Origin of the sequence: Methylomonas subterranea (genome assembly GCF_024505185.1) — a bacterium.
GTDB classification, from domain to species: Bacteria; Pseudomonadota; Gammaproteobacteria; order Methylococcales; family Methylomonadaceae; genus Methylomonas; species Methylomonas subterranea.
Genome location: NZ_JANIBJ010000025.1, coordinates 1 through 16,989, shown reverse-complemented (window position 1 = coordinate 16,989; position 16,989 = coordinate 1). Strand labels below are relative to the sequence as shown.

Genomic DNA, 16,989 nt, shown 5'->3' with positions numbered 1-16,989 from the left:
AGACGGGAACTCCGGCATGATAAGAATTTTTCGGCATTATATTTCTACAGCCTATCTATGGTTAATGCTGGTGGAATGGTTTGTGTTTTATCTGGCCATGCATTGGGGGGCCGCCGTCAGGTTTTTGTACACTTCCTCGTGGTATTCCAGGGAAGATATGATTTGGGCTTCGTTGGTGTATTCGGTTGTTTTTACGCTATGTTGCTCGTCGATTGGCTTGTATCGGAAAACCCTGGACAGGGAAGAATACAATCTGCTGGAAAGAATCAATTACAGTTTTGTAGTGGCGATATTCTCGCTGGTCTTGATTTACTACATCGTTCCCGAATTGATGCTGGCGCGCAGTGTTTTGGTTTCCGCCATCATATTTTCCTTTATCGGTATTTTATTGACCCGGTACATCTTCTATCGCTTTATCAATCTGGAAAACTTAAAACGCAAGGTGTTGGTGATTGGCAGCGGGGAAAAAGCCGTACAACTGGAAGTGGTCAATTCCAGTTTTGTCTATCGCGGTTTCGAGATAGTGGGCTATATCACGTTGGATGAGGACGTGGTCGCTGTTGTCGACCCCATCAGACTTGGCGATGACCTGACCTTGGCCGATGTCGTCAAACAACATAAAGTGGATGAAATCGTTATTGCGGTGGATGACAGGCGTAAACGGCTGCCGGTTGACGAGTTGCTGGATATCAAAATGTCGGGCGTGATCGTGATGGATTTACAAACATTTTACGAAAGGGAACAGCGTTTGGTGTTTTTGGATGCCTTGAGTCCGAGTTGGTTGGTGTTTTCCGACGGCTTCGTCAACAACGGCATGCGTCCGGTGGTCAAACGGTGTTTCGATGTCACTGCCAGCTTGCTGTTGTTGAGTGTGAGCTGGTGGTTGATGCTGATAACCGCCCTGGCTATCAGCGTGGAGAGCGGCTTTGGCGCCCCGGTGTTATATCGGCAGACCCGTGTGGGTTACCGTAACAAACCCTTTGAAGTGATTAAATTTCGCAGCATGCGGGTGGATGCGGAAAAGAACGGCGCGCAATTCGCCAGTGCGGCCGACAATCGGGTGACGCGGGTCGGTAAATTCATCCGCAAAGTCAGAATCGATGAACTGCCGCAATTGTTCAATGTGTTTAAAGGGGACATGAGTTTCGTCGGGCCGCGCCCGGAGCGGCCTGAGTTTGTGGAAGGCTTTGTGAAAACCATACCCTATTACGCCGAACGGCATAGGGTGAAGCCCGGCATTACCGGCTGGGCGCAGTTGTGCTATCCCTATGGCGCCAGCGAGCAGGATACTTGGCATAAGTTGGAATACGATTTGTATTACGTTAAAAACTACAGCCTGTTCCTGGATTTGACCATCATGATGAGCACGGTGGAAGTGGTGCTGTGGGGCAAGGGCGCCCGCTGATCAATTGATCGCAACTTTGACGTTGACTTCCAGACCGACCGGAACCTGGATCGCACTATCCGGTTCCACAAAGATCTGAATTACGTCTATATCCTTGCGCTCGGTTGCCGTCTTGGCAAAAACGGTTTTTTTCCCCATGATTTGCTTGACCAGACTGACATGGGCGGGTATTTCCCTGTCACCCAACCCCCTGCCGAAGATAATCGCTTTTTGACCTGCTTTTAGCGCCAAGGCGTAATTTTCGTCGATTTCGGCCCTGACGCGCAATTGGTCCATGTTGCCCAGCAATACGGCCGGCTCGGGACTGCCCACCGAAAATGTCGATTCTCCAACCCGCAGAATGGTCTCCAAAACCGTGCCGTCTATGGGCGCGGTCAGGTAGGTTTCCGCCAGGCGGCGTTGGGCTGACTGTAGTTGCGCTTCCGCAACGGAAACCTGGGTTTGCGCCACTTGTTTGTCGACGTCACGCACGAAATGCGTCAAATAGCGCGTTTCCGCGTTTAAGCGCCGGCTTTCCGCCTGCTTGAGTTTGGCACTGGTTTCCGCTAAATCGCGCTCATCTTCGGAGGCGTATTTATTATTCCGCAAGTGTTCTATGCGATCCAGTTTGCGGCGGGCATATTCGGCATCCAGGCTGGAGAAGTGTTGAGCGTGTTTTTTGGCTTCGATTTCATAGGGATTGACACCCGCCAAAACTTTTTCCAATTCCGCTCGTGCCGCCAGCAATTGGCTTTCCGCCACCGCAACCGCGGTTTGCTCTTCGCGATTTTGTTGCGCGGCAAGAATGTCGCCGGCCTTGACCTGCTGACCCAGTTGCACGTGGTATTCGCCCAGGATACCGGGATGTTTGAATGCCAGTCTGCGGATTTCGCTGGTGGGCTCCACATAACCAATGCCCTGAATCCAGCGTGGTTCCGCAGCCGCGGTGGAAGCAAGCATGAGCGATGAAACAAACAGGTAAGCGAGGCGTAGCATCTTAATATCCGGACAAATGATGGGTTAAGGCTGAGTATAGAAGGTATTTTCAACCGCCGCTGTCTGTCGCTGCTCGGATAGCAGGCCGTCGGCAATCGTCAGGATGCGGTCGAACAGGGGCAGCATGCGCGTGTCGTGGGTCACTACCACCAGCACCGCTTTTTCCAGACGGGCCTGCTCCAGTAACAGCTCAACCACGGTTTTGCCGGTGTTCCAGTCCAAGGCCGCCGTGGGTTCGTCCGCCAGTACTATGGACGGGCGATGCAACAGGGCTCTGGCGATGGCGACCCGTTGACGCTGGCCGCCGCTCAGTTGCGCCGGGTATTTATAGCGCATGACCTTTAATTCGAGACGTTGTAGCAAGCCATCCAGGCGCTGTTTGATGTCCATATCCTCCATGCCGGCGTTGCGGCCCACTATCGCCAGATTTTCCTCTATGGTCAAAAAAGGCAGTAACTGGGCATGCTGAAAGATAAAGCCCAGTTTTTTTCGTCTGACTTCGGTCAGGCTGCTCTTGTCGGAAAAATTTACAGTTTGATCCGCAATCAATAATTGACCTTCGCTGGGTGCTAATAAGCAACCCAGAATCGACAACAGCGTGGTTTTCCCGGAGCCCGAGGGGCCGACCAATACCGACGCCTGCCCTTCAAAAAGCTCCAAATCCACCCTTTTTAAAACGCGCTCGAGAATGTCCCCGGCGCCGTAGCTCTTGCTGATGCCTTGGCAGGCCATAACGCTTTTCATCCGTGAAACACCATCACCGGGTCCAGTTTAAATATGGCGCGAATCGAAAACCAGGACGAGGCGATACAGCATAATAGGGAGAACAGGATCAGGCTTGTGGATACCATGGGTGTGGTTTCGAGTGGTATGGGTGTGGTCGCCGATGCATTACAGGCTATGAAAAACAACACCGAACCAACGACGATGCCCAGCCCGCCAAGACTCAAGCTTTGGGTTAGCACGATTTGGCGTAGGGTTTTCTGATGAAAGCCCAAGGCCAACAGGGTGGCGTAATTGGCTATATGGTCCTGAGTGATGGCAAACAGCGTCTGACTCATGATGACGGCGCCAACCAGCAAGCCCAATGCGGCGGTAATGATCACAGTAATGCCGACTCCCGTTTCCAGCATCCAATATTTGACCGAGCGTTCGGCGAATTCGGCGGTGGTCAAAACCTCGACATGCGATACTTCCCGGGCAATGCGATCGCGGACTTGCATAACGTCGGCACCTGGATCGATTCTGACCAGCACATAGGATATTTCGTCATCCTGATAATAAGCCACATAATCCAGGGCGTTATCGATGGATGTAAAAACAAAGGGGGAAGCGGTAAATGTGCGAACACCGCGCGAAAAACCGCCGATTATCACCCGCCGGCCTTCCATTTCCGCTTCATCGCCAATTTGCCGGACGCCCAGGGTTTGTTTGGATAATTCGTCCACCACAACGGTTTGGGGTAAATGAATCGAGCTGATGTTGCCCTCGGGCATCAGCCAAGGGCCGCCCGCGTTAGCCTTGTCCAGACCGATCACTTCAACGGTGATATGTTTTCCTTCAGGATGTTGCCAATTGACCCAGCCGACCAACATGCCTTCCGCCCAGGCGACACCCTGTACGCTACTGACTTGTTGAATGCGGTGGCGAGGAATGGCGGTGCCGTAATCCAGAGTGCGCGTTTCCTGCGCCATCACCCATATGTCGACTCCGGCGTGCTTGATGATGGCACTGTTGGTGTTGATCCAGCCCACCAGCAGGCCGATTTGTGCCGCGGCCAGAAAGAACGCAATGGCGATACCCACAACCGTCATGATGAAGCGCGGACGATTATGAAACAGCATTTGGGTGGCTACCGGTATGGCAACTGAATTCATGACGGAGGTGCGGTAGCGTTAGATCGAATGGGCGGTTTTTAGAGCTACGTCCCTAATAACTTCCCTTGTTATATCCCTCACCCTAACCCCCTCCCGGAGGGAGGGGGAACAGAATACTGAAGTTATTTTGGGTGGAACCCGTAACGTGTTGGCGTTAATCGGACTGGTTGGCAAGATCAAGGCCCCAACAAGCAGCCGTGCCGGTTCGGCCGCGATTTCGGCTATTTTGATGTCAACGGCTTTGACTTCCAGTCGCACATTCTCAATCCGGACACGTAATTTGCCTGTGCAAGCATGGCACCGAGTAGGCAACTCGCGGTTTTGCGGATGTTCGAACGCGTCGGCAATGACGCGTTTGTTGGTTAAGTCCTCGCCGGCTTCGGTCAGTTGTTCGTACAATCGTAAGGCGACGTTCATAACGCATACTCGTAAAATGACGTTGACAGTATAGCAAAGAACACAGTACAACCTGAGCGGGATTCCATTGGGAGTATGGGCATGACAGGCTTTGATTATCGGCAGGCGTTTTCACGCAACATTGGCTGGGTAACCCCGGAAGAGCAGGCAATTTTACAGAGTAAAAGAATTGCCATTGCCGGTCTGGGCGGGGTGGGTGGTAGTCATTTGTTGACTCTGACCCGTTTGGGTATCGGCGCTTTCAATGTTGCCGATTTCGACAAATTCGAGCTGCCGAACTTCAATCGGCAAGCCGGCGCTACTGTGTCGCATTTGGGTAGGCCGAAAACCGACGTGTTGGCCGAAATGGCGCAAGATATCAACCCCGGGTTACAGATACAAAAATTCCCGTTGGGTGTTACGGCCGATAACCTGTCGGAATTTTTTACAGGTGTCGATTTGTATGTGGATGCGCTGGATTTTTTTGCCTTTGAAGCCAGGGAAATGGTGTTTGCCTATTGCGCGGAGCACGCTATCCCGGCCGTCACTGCCGCTCCATTAGGCATGGGAACGGCATTGTTGAATTTTTTACCGGGAAAGATGACCTTTGAACAATACTTTCAACTAAGCGGCAAATCGGAAACCGATAAAATTTTGCACTTTTTATTGGGCTTGTCTCCCGCAATGTTGCAGCGCGGTTATTTGATGGATCGAACAGCGGTCGATTTGATTCATCATAAGGGGCCGTCCACGCCGATGGCTTGTGAATTATGTGCTGGCGTGGTCGGTGCCCAAGTTTTAAAGATTTTACTGAAGCGTGGCAAGGTGCTTGCCGCGCCTTGGGGCATGCAGTTTGATGCCTATTGCAATAAGATGATCAAAACGTGGCGGCCAAGAGGTAATGGCAATCCGATTCAGCGGTTAGGGGTATATATGGCGAGGCAGCAGTTTATGAGCATGCTGAGCGACCAATAAATAAAAAAAGATTATTTATATGAATAAGCAACTAATTAATAAAATTTTAGAAGCTGCCGTGCAAGCTCCTTCTGGTGATAATGTTCAGCCTTGGCGATTTGAAGTTTCCGATGATTTTTGTCGAATAGATTTGTACAACCGGCCAGAACTGGATGACTCCTATTATAATTACCAACAAGTAGCCTCTTATATTGCTCATGGAGCGTTAATTGAGAACATAGTCATCGCTTCCGGGCATTTAGGGTGCACGGTTAAAATCAATTTATTTCCTGATCAAAATAACGCGAATCTTGTTGCTACTATAGAGCTTGGCGCCGCGAAGCCCGTCGACAATTCCTTATATGCAGCTATTTTTGCCCGGGAGACCAATCGGTTACACTATCAAAATAACTTATTGCTTGTAGAGGATTTGCAGAAGTTTGTGGAGGCTATAAAACCAATTGAGGGGGTTTCAGCGTATTTTGCAAATGACCGTAAAACAATTAAAAAATTAGCAAAAGTGCTGACGCTAAATGACCGATTGGTATTTGAGCGTAAAGATATTCACGGTTTTCTATTTAGCAAGATTCGCTGGAATAAAAAGCAAATTTTAGAAACACGGGATGGTATGCCGGTTGGCGTTTTGGGTTTAAATACTTTTGAAAGGCTATTTTTCCCTTTTTTGCGCTTTTGGTGGTTTGTCAATTTTGCCAATTATATGGGGTTGTCGCATATTATAGGTGTCAAATGTTGGTATAACTGCCAAAACGTCTCATTGATTGGGCAACTGGTTGTAAAAAATGCCGACTGTTATGGTTTTATTCAGGCGGGCAGGGCGATGCAGCGAGTTTGGTTGGAGGCTGCAAGGCAGGGGTTAGGGTTTCAACCCATTGTTGGATTGCCATTATTGATATATCGAGCCAAAGTGAATGCTTTGGATAAATTTTCCGAAAAACATCGTTGTCAGATTGATCGGGCACAAAAAAAGCTGGCTGATCTTTTGGGGATGGATAAGTCAGAAACTCTGATTGTGGGATTTCGAATCGGTTCTAGCCGGCCTCAGGAAACAAAGACTTTAAGGAAAGTCGTCGAATTTGATTCTTAGCTTAAGAAATTTGACTGTAAGCCCCCTAACCTAAAAAATAATATCAAATCTTTTAAGTCGGTTTGGTGATATTTTGGCATGCTAAATCTCAGTGTCCGCAATTGTTTCGTAAGAGCAGGCTCGATATTTCGTCTGGATGGCGATTTAACGACCATCATATAAGGCATTATGAAAGTTTGGTAATACTTTCCAAAAGGTGATAAATGCTTTTGGTATAGAGAATAAAAATCCTTGGGCCAAAAAGCAGCTTGCAAAGAATACAGATAATCTAAGGTAAATAGCTCGGCTTGCCGCCCCGCGTATTGGTAAGCAAAATCATGAATGGATTTTTCGGATTTTAAATGCCCAAAATCTACTAAATATAAGCCTCCGTCAGGCTTTAAGACGCGGCTGATTTCCCTAAAAGTGTTTTCCAGCTGGTCGAGATTAGGTAGGTGATGTAGCACAACTGTGCTCATGACCGCATCGATGCTCTTATTCGCTAAATTAGACAAGTGCGTGATATCGCCTTGCTGAAATTCAATGTTGGATAAGTGTTGTTGAGCTATGTAGTTTCGTGCCTTATCGAGCATTTCGGTGGACAAGTCCATGCCGATAAAATGTGTTTCCGGATTCAGGCGGGCGACCATTGCAAGTTGTGTTGCTGGGCCGCAGCCAAGGTCTAATACCGTATCTCCAGGTTTAATGATTTCACAGATTTGTGCGCAGTGAAAAAGGTAAACGGGGGCCATGACACCGTCTTCTCGGCCAGCCCGAGTATAGGCGGCGACTTTTTCCGGATCGTCCATGACTAAGTCCGGTTCTGTTTTTCGCGTGGCTGTCTGTTTTGTCAACAGTTCGCGGCAGAAGGTTTTTATTACGGTTTTGCTGGGCATGAGATAGTAAAAGCTCTTGGTAGGTTGCCAAAATCAAAAATTAATTGGGATTTGGGTGGGCTTAAAACCTTTGATCTAATCTCAATTTACGAGAAAATAAACCTAAGAAACGCGACGCTAGATGCTGCTAATAAAACAGCCACTGCTCTCAATCAAGAACAGTGGCTGGCTAGAATGAGCTTAATTTTTAAGCTGCAATCGGCGCTTTTTTACGGATATTGAAGGCTATGCCCAGCAGGCCGATGCCTAGCAGAGCTAATGTCTCAGGTTCTGGAATGAATACCGCGTCAGCTGTGGCGTTCATTCTGGCAGATAATTGATACTGTGTGCCCGCTGTCAGATTTAAAGTTGAAAACGACAACGTTATTGGGCCGCCCGCGCCAAACTGATTCGAGATGCCGGTACCAGGAGCACCTGATGATCTGGTGGAACCAAAAACAAATTCACCAGTAATCGGGTTGATGAAGAAAGGTGCGGAGCTTGCGTCCAGCAAGGAGTTGCCCGCCAAATCAAGCAGGCTAAATACAACCGAAAAAGATGCATCGGCGCTGCCATTTCCACCGGTTTCTAAATATGTTTCCACAAAAGGATTTACGTCAAATGTGAAATCCAGTGCTCCGCCTTCGTTAAGAGAAAATGAAAACAAGGCTTGTAATGAATTATTAGACTGTGCGCTACCATCGCCGGTTCCGGTTAAGGACACGTAAGAGGCAACTCCTAAGAAAGTGGCTTGAGCGCCAGTGTCATCTGTGAACAATGGTGTGCCAGAGGGGAGGCCTGATATAGGGGAGCCAAATTCATAGGTATCGGCTACAGCATAATTCGAACCAATAGGTCCCGGAACGCCAGAGCCTGCAGTGAGCTCGGGGAAGGAGTTGTTCGCAGGGCCTGGTGTGCCTTGTGAGGCATAAAGGTCGATCAGTCCGCCGTTAGAGCTGCTAGCGCTATTGTTTGAATTAACACCGTCAAGTGTCGCGGATACATCGGAGCTGCTGGTAAAGTTTAGGCTACTGAATTGGTTGTAATCTACAGCTGTGCCGTTTCTGCTGATTGTGAAGTTGTCGATTGTAACGACCGCGCTTGCCAACGATCCGGCTTGTGCTGTACCGGCAATTGAGATGCCGAGTATTATGCTTTTAATGGTTGTTTGCAGTGTTGAATGTTTCATAAATCCTCCAGTTATAAAGTTACGTTACATGTGAAAGCCAATAGCGTGCCAGTTATTAAAAATAACGTTATAACAATGACATGTGAAATCTATTGATGTTTTTGTGTCTGGAGCTTAAACGAGGTGTAAAGAATGTCGACACATAGAGATAAAAGAGGTCTGATTTCTTTATCGTGCCGAAATTTCCGCTGTTTCATTACAAAATTAAACAGCCTCTGTATTACTACTCTGGCGACAATTGCGCGTCTAGATGGTTGCGTTGCGTTGGGTAATGCCGCCAGAGGTTTAAATATGGGGGTGTAAAATTCTCTGACAAATGGTGCGGGGGGCAGAGTTGTTTAAGTGTTCGTTCGGATTAATATGGTATCCTCGCCGCGCTATTGATATGGAACTGGACTCCTGAAATGGCTTTGACCAAAGAAGATATCGAACAGATAGCAAGTCTTATCGGAGACTGCATTGCCTTGCGTTGGTTGGCTCAGAACGTCAATATGCGTGTAAGAGGGGCTGAAATATCTGCGGGAAGCTAATGCAGGAAGGCTTCAAGCAAATGGAGAAGCGTTTCGAACATGTCGATAAACCCTTTGAATAGGTCGATAGGCCTTAGAGCAGATCTACAAACGATAGTCAGTGCCCAGAAAGCCGCTATGTGCTTCTCGTTTTGCAGAGTGTGCCGGCGAATTACATTAGCAGCGGTTTCTAGAAAGCCGTTGTAAATTATTTCGACAGTGTCATCGGGACGGCCCGTTTGACGTCCGCTACGCTTATTCCAGTGCTTTACCGCGGCAATGTTTGTTAATTGTCCTTTTAGGCAGTGTTTTATGTTTTTGTTCGGGTTCTAATGCATCAAACCTTATTTACCCTGGTGTCCACCCCCGTTTAAACGCCGGAAGAAAAGTCGAGAAATTATGAGCCGAATGAAACGACCGTTGGTAATCTGCTTGTTGAGCATTTTGGTGCGGAATGGCTGGGCCATCGAGATACCCGATTCTCCCGAATCGATGCGTGTTTTGGCGGCCAGCTACGAGCACGGCAGGGATGGTGTCAAGCAGGATTATCTGCAAGCTTTCGAATTGTATTGTCGGGCGGCTTTAAAGGGCGACACGGAGTCGGCGTACAACATGGGTTTTATGTACTTCAATGGCCGGGGTAAGCCGCGCGATCTGGGTTTGGCCGTGCGCTGGTTTAAGCAGGCCGCCGATGCCGGCGATGCGCATGCCAAAAATATGCTGGCGCGTTATAGCGATTTAACGCCGGCGGAAGATGCCGCATGCAAACCGGCTGAGCCGGAATTGAAGTTGGTCGCCGACCCCAATCCGACCAAGGGCGTGGTGGCTGAGTGGGTGAATCAGATTGCGCCGGTATACGGTATCGATCCGGATCTGGTAATGGCCGTGATTCGGGCGGAGTCCGGTTTTAACACCTCCGCCGTCTCCAATAAAAACGCCCAGGGCTTGATGCAATTGATTCCGGAAACCGCCGCGCGTTTTGGCGTGGCCGATAGCTGGGACCCCATTCAGAACATCAAGGGCGGTACCGCCTATTTGCATTGGTTGATGAGGCATTTTGACGGCAAGGTGGATTTGGTGTTGGCGGCTTATAACGCCGGCGAAGGCGCCGTGGAACGTTATCACGGTATTCCACCGTATCGCGAAACTCAAAATTACGTCAAGCAAATTTTGGCTTGGTACGGCAAATCCCTACACCCCGTCCCCGCCAATTTAGCCAGCCCGCCAGCGACGCGGCAAAAAACCTGACGGCTGCCGGAAGGTTTTGCAGTTTACGCATCAAAGTTTAAGAGGTTGTCATAAAAGCACCTTTTCCCGCCGGGAGAAGGACTGATCGGCTTTTAAGGCAGCCTCTTTAGCCTGAATCAGCTGAAACGATCAGCAAAAGCCCGATCTATGGCCGGGCGATAATGGACACGCCCGCGGGTTTCCCCCGCATCGTCAAACCACCAACTCCGCCCGCAGTAGTTTGATCTGGTCCCTGACTTGGGCCGCCTCTTCGAACTCCAGATTTTTGGCGTGCCGGTACATTTTTTCTTCCAGTTGTTTCAAGGTTTTGGCGGCTTGCTTGGGCGTCATGGCCTTGTATTCCTGGGCCGGTTCGGCGACTTTGGCCTTGGCGCTGGAAATGGAGCCGCCGGCGCCTGGAATGGAGATCTCCAGAATGTCGGTGACCGATTTGAAGATGGTTTTGGGCGTAATGTTGTGTTCCGCGTTGAAAGCGATTTGCTTGGCCCGCCGGCGTTCGGTTTCGTCGATGGCTTGTTGCATGGAGCGGGTAATCTTGTCGCCGTATAAAATCACCTTGCCGTTGGCGTTGCGGGCGGCCCGGCCTATGGTCTGGATCAATGACGTCAAGGAGCGCAGAAAACCTTCCTTGTCGGCATCCAGGATGGCCACCAGCGAGACTTCCGGAATGTCCAGGCCTTCCCGCAGCAGATTGATGCCCACCAGCACGTCGAATACGCCCAGGCGCAGGTCGCGGATGATTTCCACCCGTTCCACGGTTTGAATGTCAGAATGCAGGTAGCGCACCTTGATGTCGTGCTCCATCAGATAGTCCGTTAAATCTTCCGACATGCGCTTGGTCAGGGTGGTGACCAATACCCGCTCCCGGGCGGCGATGCGCTTGTTCAACTCCGACAGCAGATCGTCGACCTGGGTGGTGGCCGGGCGGACTTCCACCAGCGGATCGACCAGCCCGGTCGGCCGCACCACCTGTTCCACCACCGCGCCGGAGTGCTCTTTTTCGTAAGGGCCGGGCGTGGCGGAGACGTAAATGCGCTGGCCGCAAATGGCTTCGAATTCTTCGAATCTGAGCGGCCGGTTATCCAGCGCCGACGGCAACCTGAAACCGTATTCGACCAGGGTTTCCTTGCGCGAGCGGTCGCCCTTATACATGGCGCCGATCTGCGGTACCGTGACGTGGCTTTCGTCTATGATCACCAAGGCATCCTTGGGCAGGTAATCGAACATGGTGGGCGGCGATTCGCCGTCGGCCCGGTTGGAGAGATGGCGGGAATAGTTTTCGATGCCGGAGCAATAACCCACTTCCATGATCATTTCGATATCGAACAGCGTGCGTTGCTCCAGACGCTGGGCTTCCACCAGTTTGTGGTTATCGCGCAGTTGTTCCAGGCGTTCGGCCAGTTCGAGCTTGATTTTTTCCACCGCCGCCAGCAACTGTTCGCGCGGGGTGACGTAATGGCTTTTGGGGTACAGGGTAAAGCGGGCCAACCGGTGCAGGATCTCGCCGGTCAAGGGGTCGAACATGGACAGGCGTTCGATTTCGTCGTCGAACAGTTCGATGCGCAGGGCTTGTTCTTCCGATTCGGCCGGGAAAACGTCTATCACCTCGCCGCGCACCCGATAAGTGGCGCGGCGCAGTTCGGTGTCGTTGCGGATGTATTGCATTTCGGCCAAGCGGCGCAGGATGTCCCGCTGCTTGATCATGTCGCCGCGCACCAGGTGCAGCACCATCTGGAAGTAGGATTCAGGCTCGCCCAGGCCGTAAATCGCCGAAACGGTCGCCACCACGATGGTGTCTCGCCGTTCCAGCAAGGCCTTGGTGGCGGACAGCCGCATCTGTTCGATGTGCTCGTTCAGCGAAGCGTCTTTGTCGATGAAGGTGTCCGAGGCCGGGATGTAGGCTTCCGGCTGGTAATAGTCGTAATAGGAAACGAAATACTCGACGCTGTTTTCTGGAAAAAATTCCTTCATTTCGCCGTATAGCTGGGCAGCCAGCGTCTTGTTGGGCGCCATGATCATGGCCGGCCGCTGGGTTTGCTGGACTACGTTGGCAATGGTAAAAGTCTTGCCGGAGCCCGTGACGCCCAGCAGGGTTTGGTGTAATTCGCCGTGCTTAAGGCCTTCGACCAGTTCCCGGATGGCGGCGGGCTGGTCGCCGGCAGGTTGATAGCGGCTTTGTATTTTGAAAGGTTTTTGCATGGGCTGGGATAAAACCGACGCGGCGGGCGGTTCGGCAATGATGCCGGTGATGGCTGATTGACTGATTTCCATGCGCCGTTTGCCTGACATCGGTTTCACCTTTGGAGTTCTAATGCGGGATATTGTACAAAGCTCTGCATTGGCGTTATAGTCCACCTCGGCTCGTTGCAGCGAAAATTCGGGTTGCCACTATGCAGATAAGCAGTTCCTCCCTTGTTAATGCCGGCATTATGCAGCGCCGGGATCCAGTCGCCTCCGACAATGGGCGGCAAGTCGATGTGCCCGGCCGAAATGCCGGCGGCCTCGACGAAAGCCAGCAACGCGAAGTTCAAGCCTTGAAAGCCAGGGACAGCGAGGTCCGCGCGCATGAGCAGGCCCATTTGGCCGCGGCCGGCGGCCTTGCGGTGGGTGGGGCTAATTTTCAATATGTGACCGGGCCGGATGGCCAGCGTTATGCGACGGGAGGCGAGGTCGGTATCGATACCTCGGCCGTGCCCAACGACCCGCAAGCCACTCTGCTCAAGGCGGAAACCATTCGCCGGGCGGCCTTGGCGCCGGCGCAGCCGTCCGCTCAGGATTTAAGCGTGGCGAGTAAAGCCACCGCCATGGCCAATAAAGCCAGCGCCGAATTGTTGCTGAAAACGCATCAGCGGGGTGCAAGTTCGCATGGCGCCCTGCTGGACGTGGTGGCCTAAATAAATTCAACCCCGAAACCGACGCCCGGTTCTATGCGCACGACTTTCGTGCTACGGACAGGCGCATCTTCGAATTCCGTGGTTTGTACTTCCACCATGGTGTTCAGCTCCGGGATCAGTTCGCCCGAACAGAGCAAAAACAGTCCGCTTTCGGAAAAATCGCGCATATCGGCGAAAAACAAGCCGGAAGAACGGGAGAGCGTAACCTTGATTTTGGCGCGGTGTTTAAGTCGCGGATGCCTGCGCTGATCCGAATCGGTCAAATCATTCACTCGAGAAATATTAAAATTGAATTAGCTGCCCGATAGCCGGATGCCGCTGATTTATGATTGCCAAGTCGGCCGGCCGGATAGTCCGAACAAGGCCGCGCTTCACAATACATTTGCCTGTATAGTTAAGAAAAAAACACTGTTTGTCAAACCCGCCGGACCCGCTTTCCCGTCTTTGGCGAAAATCTATCGGGTAAAGCGGCGGCCAAATCGCGATAATATGAGGTTTGGCGGATAATAAGCGCGGCGCGATGGCTTTAGCCGATCGGCATTCTATTTTTCTATCGGCTTTTACTGCAGACACTTTCTTATTTAAATGGCACGACGACCCAGACCCCGTAACCGTTCCAACTCCACTTATGCACGGCGCAGAAAAAAACCATCGAAACCATCGTGGCTTTTGAGAGCCTCGATAGTCTTGCTGCTGGTTGGCGGTTTTGCCTTGGCATCGTATATCGGTTATCTCGATTACACCGTGCGCGAACAATTCGAAGGCAAGCGCTGGTCGATTCCGGCCCGGGTTTATGCCAGCCCGTTGGAGCTTTACGTCGGTTTGGAATACGACAGCAGGCAGTTTGAAGACATATTGTTGCAATTGCATTATCGCCAGGACCCGCAATTGAAAGGCGAGGGCTCTTACGTTATGAAGGGCAGCCAGGTCATTGTCAATACCCGCGCCTTTAATTTCGGCGACATATTGCAGGAAAGCCGAAAAATCAGTATCGGCTTTGCCGGCGGTGCCTTGACCAGTCTGATCGATGTCGCCAGCGGCGGCGATTTGGCTATCGTGCGCATGGAACCCATTCAGATCGGCAGTTTCTATCCCACCCGCAAGGAGGACAGGGTGCTGATCAAGTTGGAGGACGCTCCGGAAACCTTGATCCAGGGTTTGCTATCCACCGAAGACCGCGATTTTTACCACCATTTCGGCATCTCGCCGAAAGGCATAGCGCGCGCCATGTGGTCGAATCTGAAAGCCGGCGGTATGGTGCAGGGCGGTAGCACCATCACGCAGCAGCTGGTGAAGAATTTTTTCCTGCATCCCAAGCGCACCCTGCGGCGCAAGGTCAAGGAAGTGCTGATGTCGCTGATTCTGGAATATCGCTACCAGAAGAACGAAATTCTGGAAGCCTATTTGAACGAAATCTTTCTGGGACAGGATGGCGGTAGCGCCGTGCACGGCTTCGGGCTGGCCAGCGAATTTTATTTCGGCCAGTCCCTGAAGACCCTGAATTTACCGCAAGTGGCTACTCTGGTTGCCTTGGTGCGCGGTCCGTCGGAATACGATCCGCGCCGCAAGCCGGAACATACCTTGAATCGGCGCAATCTGGTGCTGGATTCGATGTTGGCCGAGGGATATATCGACGCCGTACAGGCCGGGGAAGCCAAAAAACAACCGTTGGGCGTCGCCGCTGTCACGCATCGTTCCGCAAACCGCTATCCCGATTTTATCGATCTGGTCAAGCGCCAACTCAAGCAGGAATATAAGGAAGAGGATTTGACTTCGGAGGGGTTGCGCATCGTCACGACCCTGGATACCCGCGCGCAGGATGCCTTGGAAAAGTCGATGGCCGGCAAACTCAAGCAATTGGAAAAAAGTCCCAAGAGTAACGATCTGGAGGCTGCCGCCATCGTGACCCGCCGCGACAGCGGTGAAATAGTGGCCTTGGTCGGTTCCCGCAACGGCGGGGATATCGGTTTCAACCGGGCATTGGATGCCGTGCGCCCCATCGGTTCCTTGATAAAGCCGGTGGTTTATCTGACCGCGTTGGAATATCCCGACCGCTATACCATTGTCACGCCCATCAGCGATACCCGCCTGCAAATTCCGGCCGGAAACGGCAAAACCTGGTCGCCGGACAATTACGACAACCGCGAGCATGGCGTAGTGCCTTTACATACCGCGTTGACGAATTCCTACAACATGTCCACGGTCAGGATTGGCATGGACATCGGCTTGAACAGAGTTGCCAATAACCTGAAAAACATGGGGGTCAGCCGGCGGGTGGATTTGTATCCATCCCTGTTGTTGGGCGCCTCGCCGCTGACGCCGCTGGAAGTCACCCAGATTTACCAAACCCTGGCCGGCGACGGTTACGCAACCCCCTTGCGTTCGATTCGGGCGGTAAACGCGGCCGACGGCAAGGCCCTGCAAAGTTATCCCTTCACGGTGCGGCAGGTGATCGACCCGGCGGCGACTTATCTGACCAATACGATCTTGCAGAATGTGATGCGTATCGGCACCGGGCGCTCCGCTTATAATTACCTGCCGGGCGATATGAATCTGGCCGGCAAGACCGGTACCACCAATGAAATGCGCGACAGCTGGTTTGCCGGTTTCAGCGGCGATTACCTTTCCGTGGTGTGGGTGGGGCGCGACGACAACAAGCCCACCGGCCTGACCGGTGCCACCGGGGCCTTGCAGATATGGGGCGACTTTATGCGTCAGGTTGCCAAACAGTCGGTAAATCTGGTGGCGCCCGATAATGTAGGGATGAAATGGATTGATCCCCAGACCGGCTGGCTGACCGATGAAAATTGTCCGGGCGCCGTGGCTTATCCGTTCGTGGATGGCTCCGGTCCCACGGAATACTCCGATTGTGGTTCGGCGCCGAGTGCCGCCGAATCCTGGCTCAACCACTTGAATCCTTTCTAACCATGCTAAAAAAAATCGTAACATCACTGATTCTGGCGGCCGGCTTGCAAAGCCCTGTCCGGGCCGAGGAAGCGCCCATCAAGCAACTGAAAGCATTTTTGAAATCCAGCGCCTCCTTGTCGGCGGATTTCAAACAGGTCAGTTACAACAAGGCCGGTCAGGCCGGTCAGCCCAGTCTGGGGCAGTTTTACTTGAGCAGGCCGGGTAAATTCCGCTGGAATTACCAAAAGCCGTTTGCGCAGGAAATCGTTTCGAATTCCGATAAGGTCTGGTTTTACGATGCGGATCTCGAGCAAGTGACCGTCAAGCAACTGGACGACTCCCTGGGTTCTACCCCGGCCTTGTTGTTGACCGGCCAAGTGGATATCGATGAAAAATTCGTGCTGGAGGAGCAGGGCAACGAGGACGACTTAAACTGGATCAGACTGTCGCCGAAAAACGAGGAAAGCGGCTTCAAATATATATTGATAGGCTTGAGCCACGGTCAGCTGGGCGGGATGGAGTTGAGCGATAACTTCGGTCAACTGACCCGGATTTATTTTTCCAATATCAAATTGAATCCGGTGCTGCGGAACGACATGTTTGATTTCAAACCGCCCAAGGGGGTGGATGTGTTTGAAAATTGACCATCACCAAGCTTGCGCGCGGCGGACATGCC

The 16,989-nt window shown here is 51.8% G+C and carries 14 protein-coding genes; 7 read left to right on the top strand and 7 right to left on the bottom strand.

The features are described from left to right. The first annotated feature begins 16 nt into the window (after positions 1–16). Positions 17–1,405: a TIGR03013 family XrtA/PEP-CTERM system glycosyltransferase gene (locus tag NP590_RS13575; protein WP_256603037.1), complete on the top strand. Its 1,389-nt coding sequence runs from the start codon at positions 17–19 to the stop codon at positions 1,403–1,405. Here NP590_RS13575 and NP590_RS13570 read toward each other — a convergent pair whose 3' ends face one another. The 3 genes from NP590_RS13570 to NP590_RS13560 are packed head-to-tail and all read right to left on the bottom strand — an operon-like array spanning position 1,406 to position 4,257. After that, positions 1,406–2,344 carry an HlyD family secretion protein gene (locus tag NP590_RS13570; protein WP_256603036.1) on the bottom strand — a complete coding sequence of 313 codons (939 nt, stop codon included), beginning with the start codon at positions 2,342–2,344 and terminating at the stop codon, positions 1,406–1,408. It lies immediately after the preceding gene. Positions 2,345–2,404: 60 nt separating this feature from the next. After that, positions 2,405–3,124 (bottom strand): ABC transporter ATP-binding protein, encoded by a 720-nt coding sequence (locus tag NP590_RS13565; RefSeq protein WP_256603035.1) that lies wholly within the window; start codon positions 3,122–3,124, stop codon positions 2,405–2,407. Continuing rightward, positions 3,121–4,257: an ABC transporter permease gene (locus tag NP590_RS13560; protein ID WP_256603034.1), complete on the bottom strand. Its 1,137-nt coding sequence runs from the start codon at positions 4,255–4,257 to the stop codon at positions 3,121–3,123. The genes NP590_RS13565 and NP590_RS13560 overlap by 4 nt, the downstream gene beginning before the upstream one ends. Positions 4,258–4,755: 498 nt before the next feature. Between NP590_RS13560 and NP590_RS13555 the strand changes: the two genes are divergently transcribed. Beyond that, entirely contained in the window at positions 4,756–5,628 is an 873-nt protein-coding gene (locus NP590_RS13555) for a ThiF family adenylyltransferase (protein WP_256603033.1), read from the top strand. Between the two features lie 19 nt (positions 5,629–5,647). Next, positions 5,648–6,712, top strand: coding sequence for a hypothetical protein (locus tag NP590_RS13550; RefSeq protein WP_256603032.1), 1,065 nt, complete (start codon positions 5,648–5,650; stop codon positions 6,710–6,712). Here the strand turns inward: NP590_RS13550 and NP590_RS13545 are convergent. Next, a complete protein-coding gene (locus tag NP590_RS13545) occupies positions 6,709–7,587 on the bottom strand; it encodes a class I SAM-dependent methyltransferase (RefSeq protein ID WP_256603031.1) in 879 nt (292 codons plus the stop codon). The two genes, NP590_RS13550 and NP590_RS13545, sit on opposite strands and share 4 nt — an antisense overlap. Before the next feature lie 187 nt (positions 7,588–7,774). Further along, a complete protein-coding gene (locus tag NP590_RS13540) occupies positions 7,775–8,755 on the bottom strand; it encodes an EDSAP-1 family PEP-CTERM protein (RefSeq protein WP_256603030.1) in 981 nt (326 codons plus the stop codon). A 908-nt stretch (positions 8,756–9,663) separates the two neighbouring features. Here NP590_RS13540 and NP590_RS13535 point away from each other — a divergent pair. Next, positions 9,664–10,512 (top strand): transglycosylase SLT domain-containing protein, encoded by an 849-nt coding sequence (locus tag NP590_RS13535; RefSeq protein WP_256603029.1) that lies wholly within the window; start codon positions 9,664–9,666, stop codon positions 10,510–10,512. A gap of 192 nt (positions 10,513–10,704) precedes the next feature. On the opposite strand, the gene uvrB is transcribed toward NP590_RS13535, so the two are convergent. Beyond that, positions 10,705–12,711 (bottom strand): excinuclease ABC subunit UvrB, encoded by a 2,007-nt coding sequence (gene uvrB, locus NP590_RS13530; protein WP_256603102.1) that lies wholly within the window; start codon positions 12,709–12,711, stop codon positions 10,705–10,707. 191 nt (positions 12,712–12,902) lie between these two features. Here uvrB and NP590_RS13525 point away from each other — a divergent pair, with 191 nt between their 5' ends. After that, positions 12,903–13,406: a putative metalloprotease CJM1_0395 family protein gene (locus NP590_RS13525; RefSeq protein ID WP_256603028.1), complete on the top strand. Its 504-nt coding sequence runs from the start codon at positions 12,903–12,905 to the stop codon at positions 13,404–13,406. On the opposite strand, the gene NP590_RS13520 is transcribed toward NP590_RS13525, so the two are convergent. Then, a complete protein-coding gene (locus NP590_RS13520; RefSeq protein ID WP_256603026.1) occupies positions 13,403–13,678 on the bottom strand; it encodes a PilZ domain-containing protein in 276 nt (91 codons plus the stop codon). The two genes, NP590_RS13525 and NP590_RS13520, sit on opposite strands and share 4 nt — an antisense overlap. A 313-nt stretch (positions 13,679–13,991) precedes the next feature. Here NP590_RS13520 and mrcB point away from each other — a divergent pair, with 313 nt between their 5' ends. Together mrcB and lolA are read left to right on the top strand one after the other, a co-directional pair. Further along, positions 13,992–16,331, top strand: a complete 2,340-nt coding sequence (gene mrcB / locus NP590_RS13515; protein WP_256603023.1) for a penicillin-binding protein 1B — start codon at positions 13,992–13,994, stop codon at positions 16,329–16,331. 2 nt (positions 16,332–16,333) lie between these two features. Further along, positions 16,334–16,957, top strand: coding sequence for an outer membrane lipoprotein periplasmic chaperone LolA (gene lolA, locus NP590_RS13510; protein WP_256603021.1), 624 nt, complete (start codon positions 16,334–16,336; stop codon positions 16,955–16,957). The last annotated feature ends 32 nt before the right edge of the window (positions 16,958–16,989 follow it).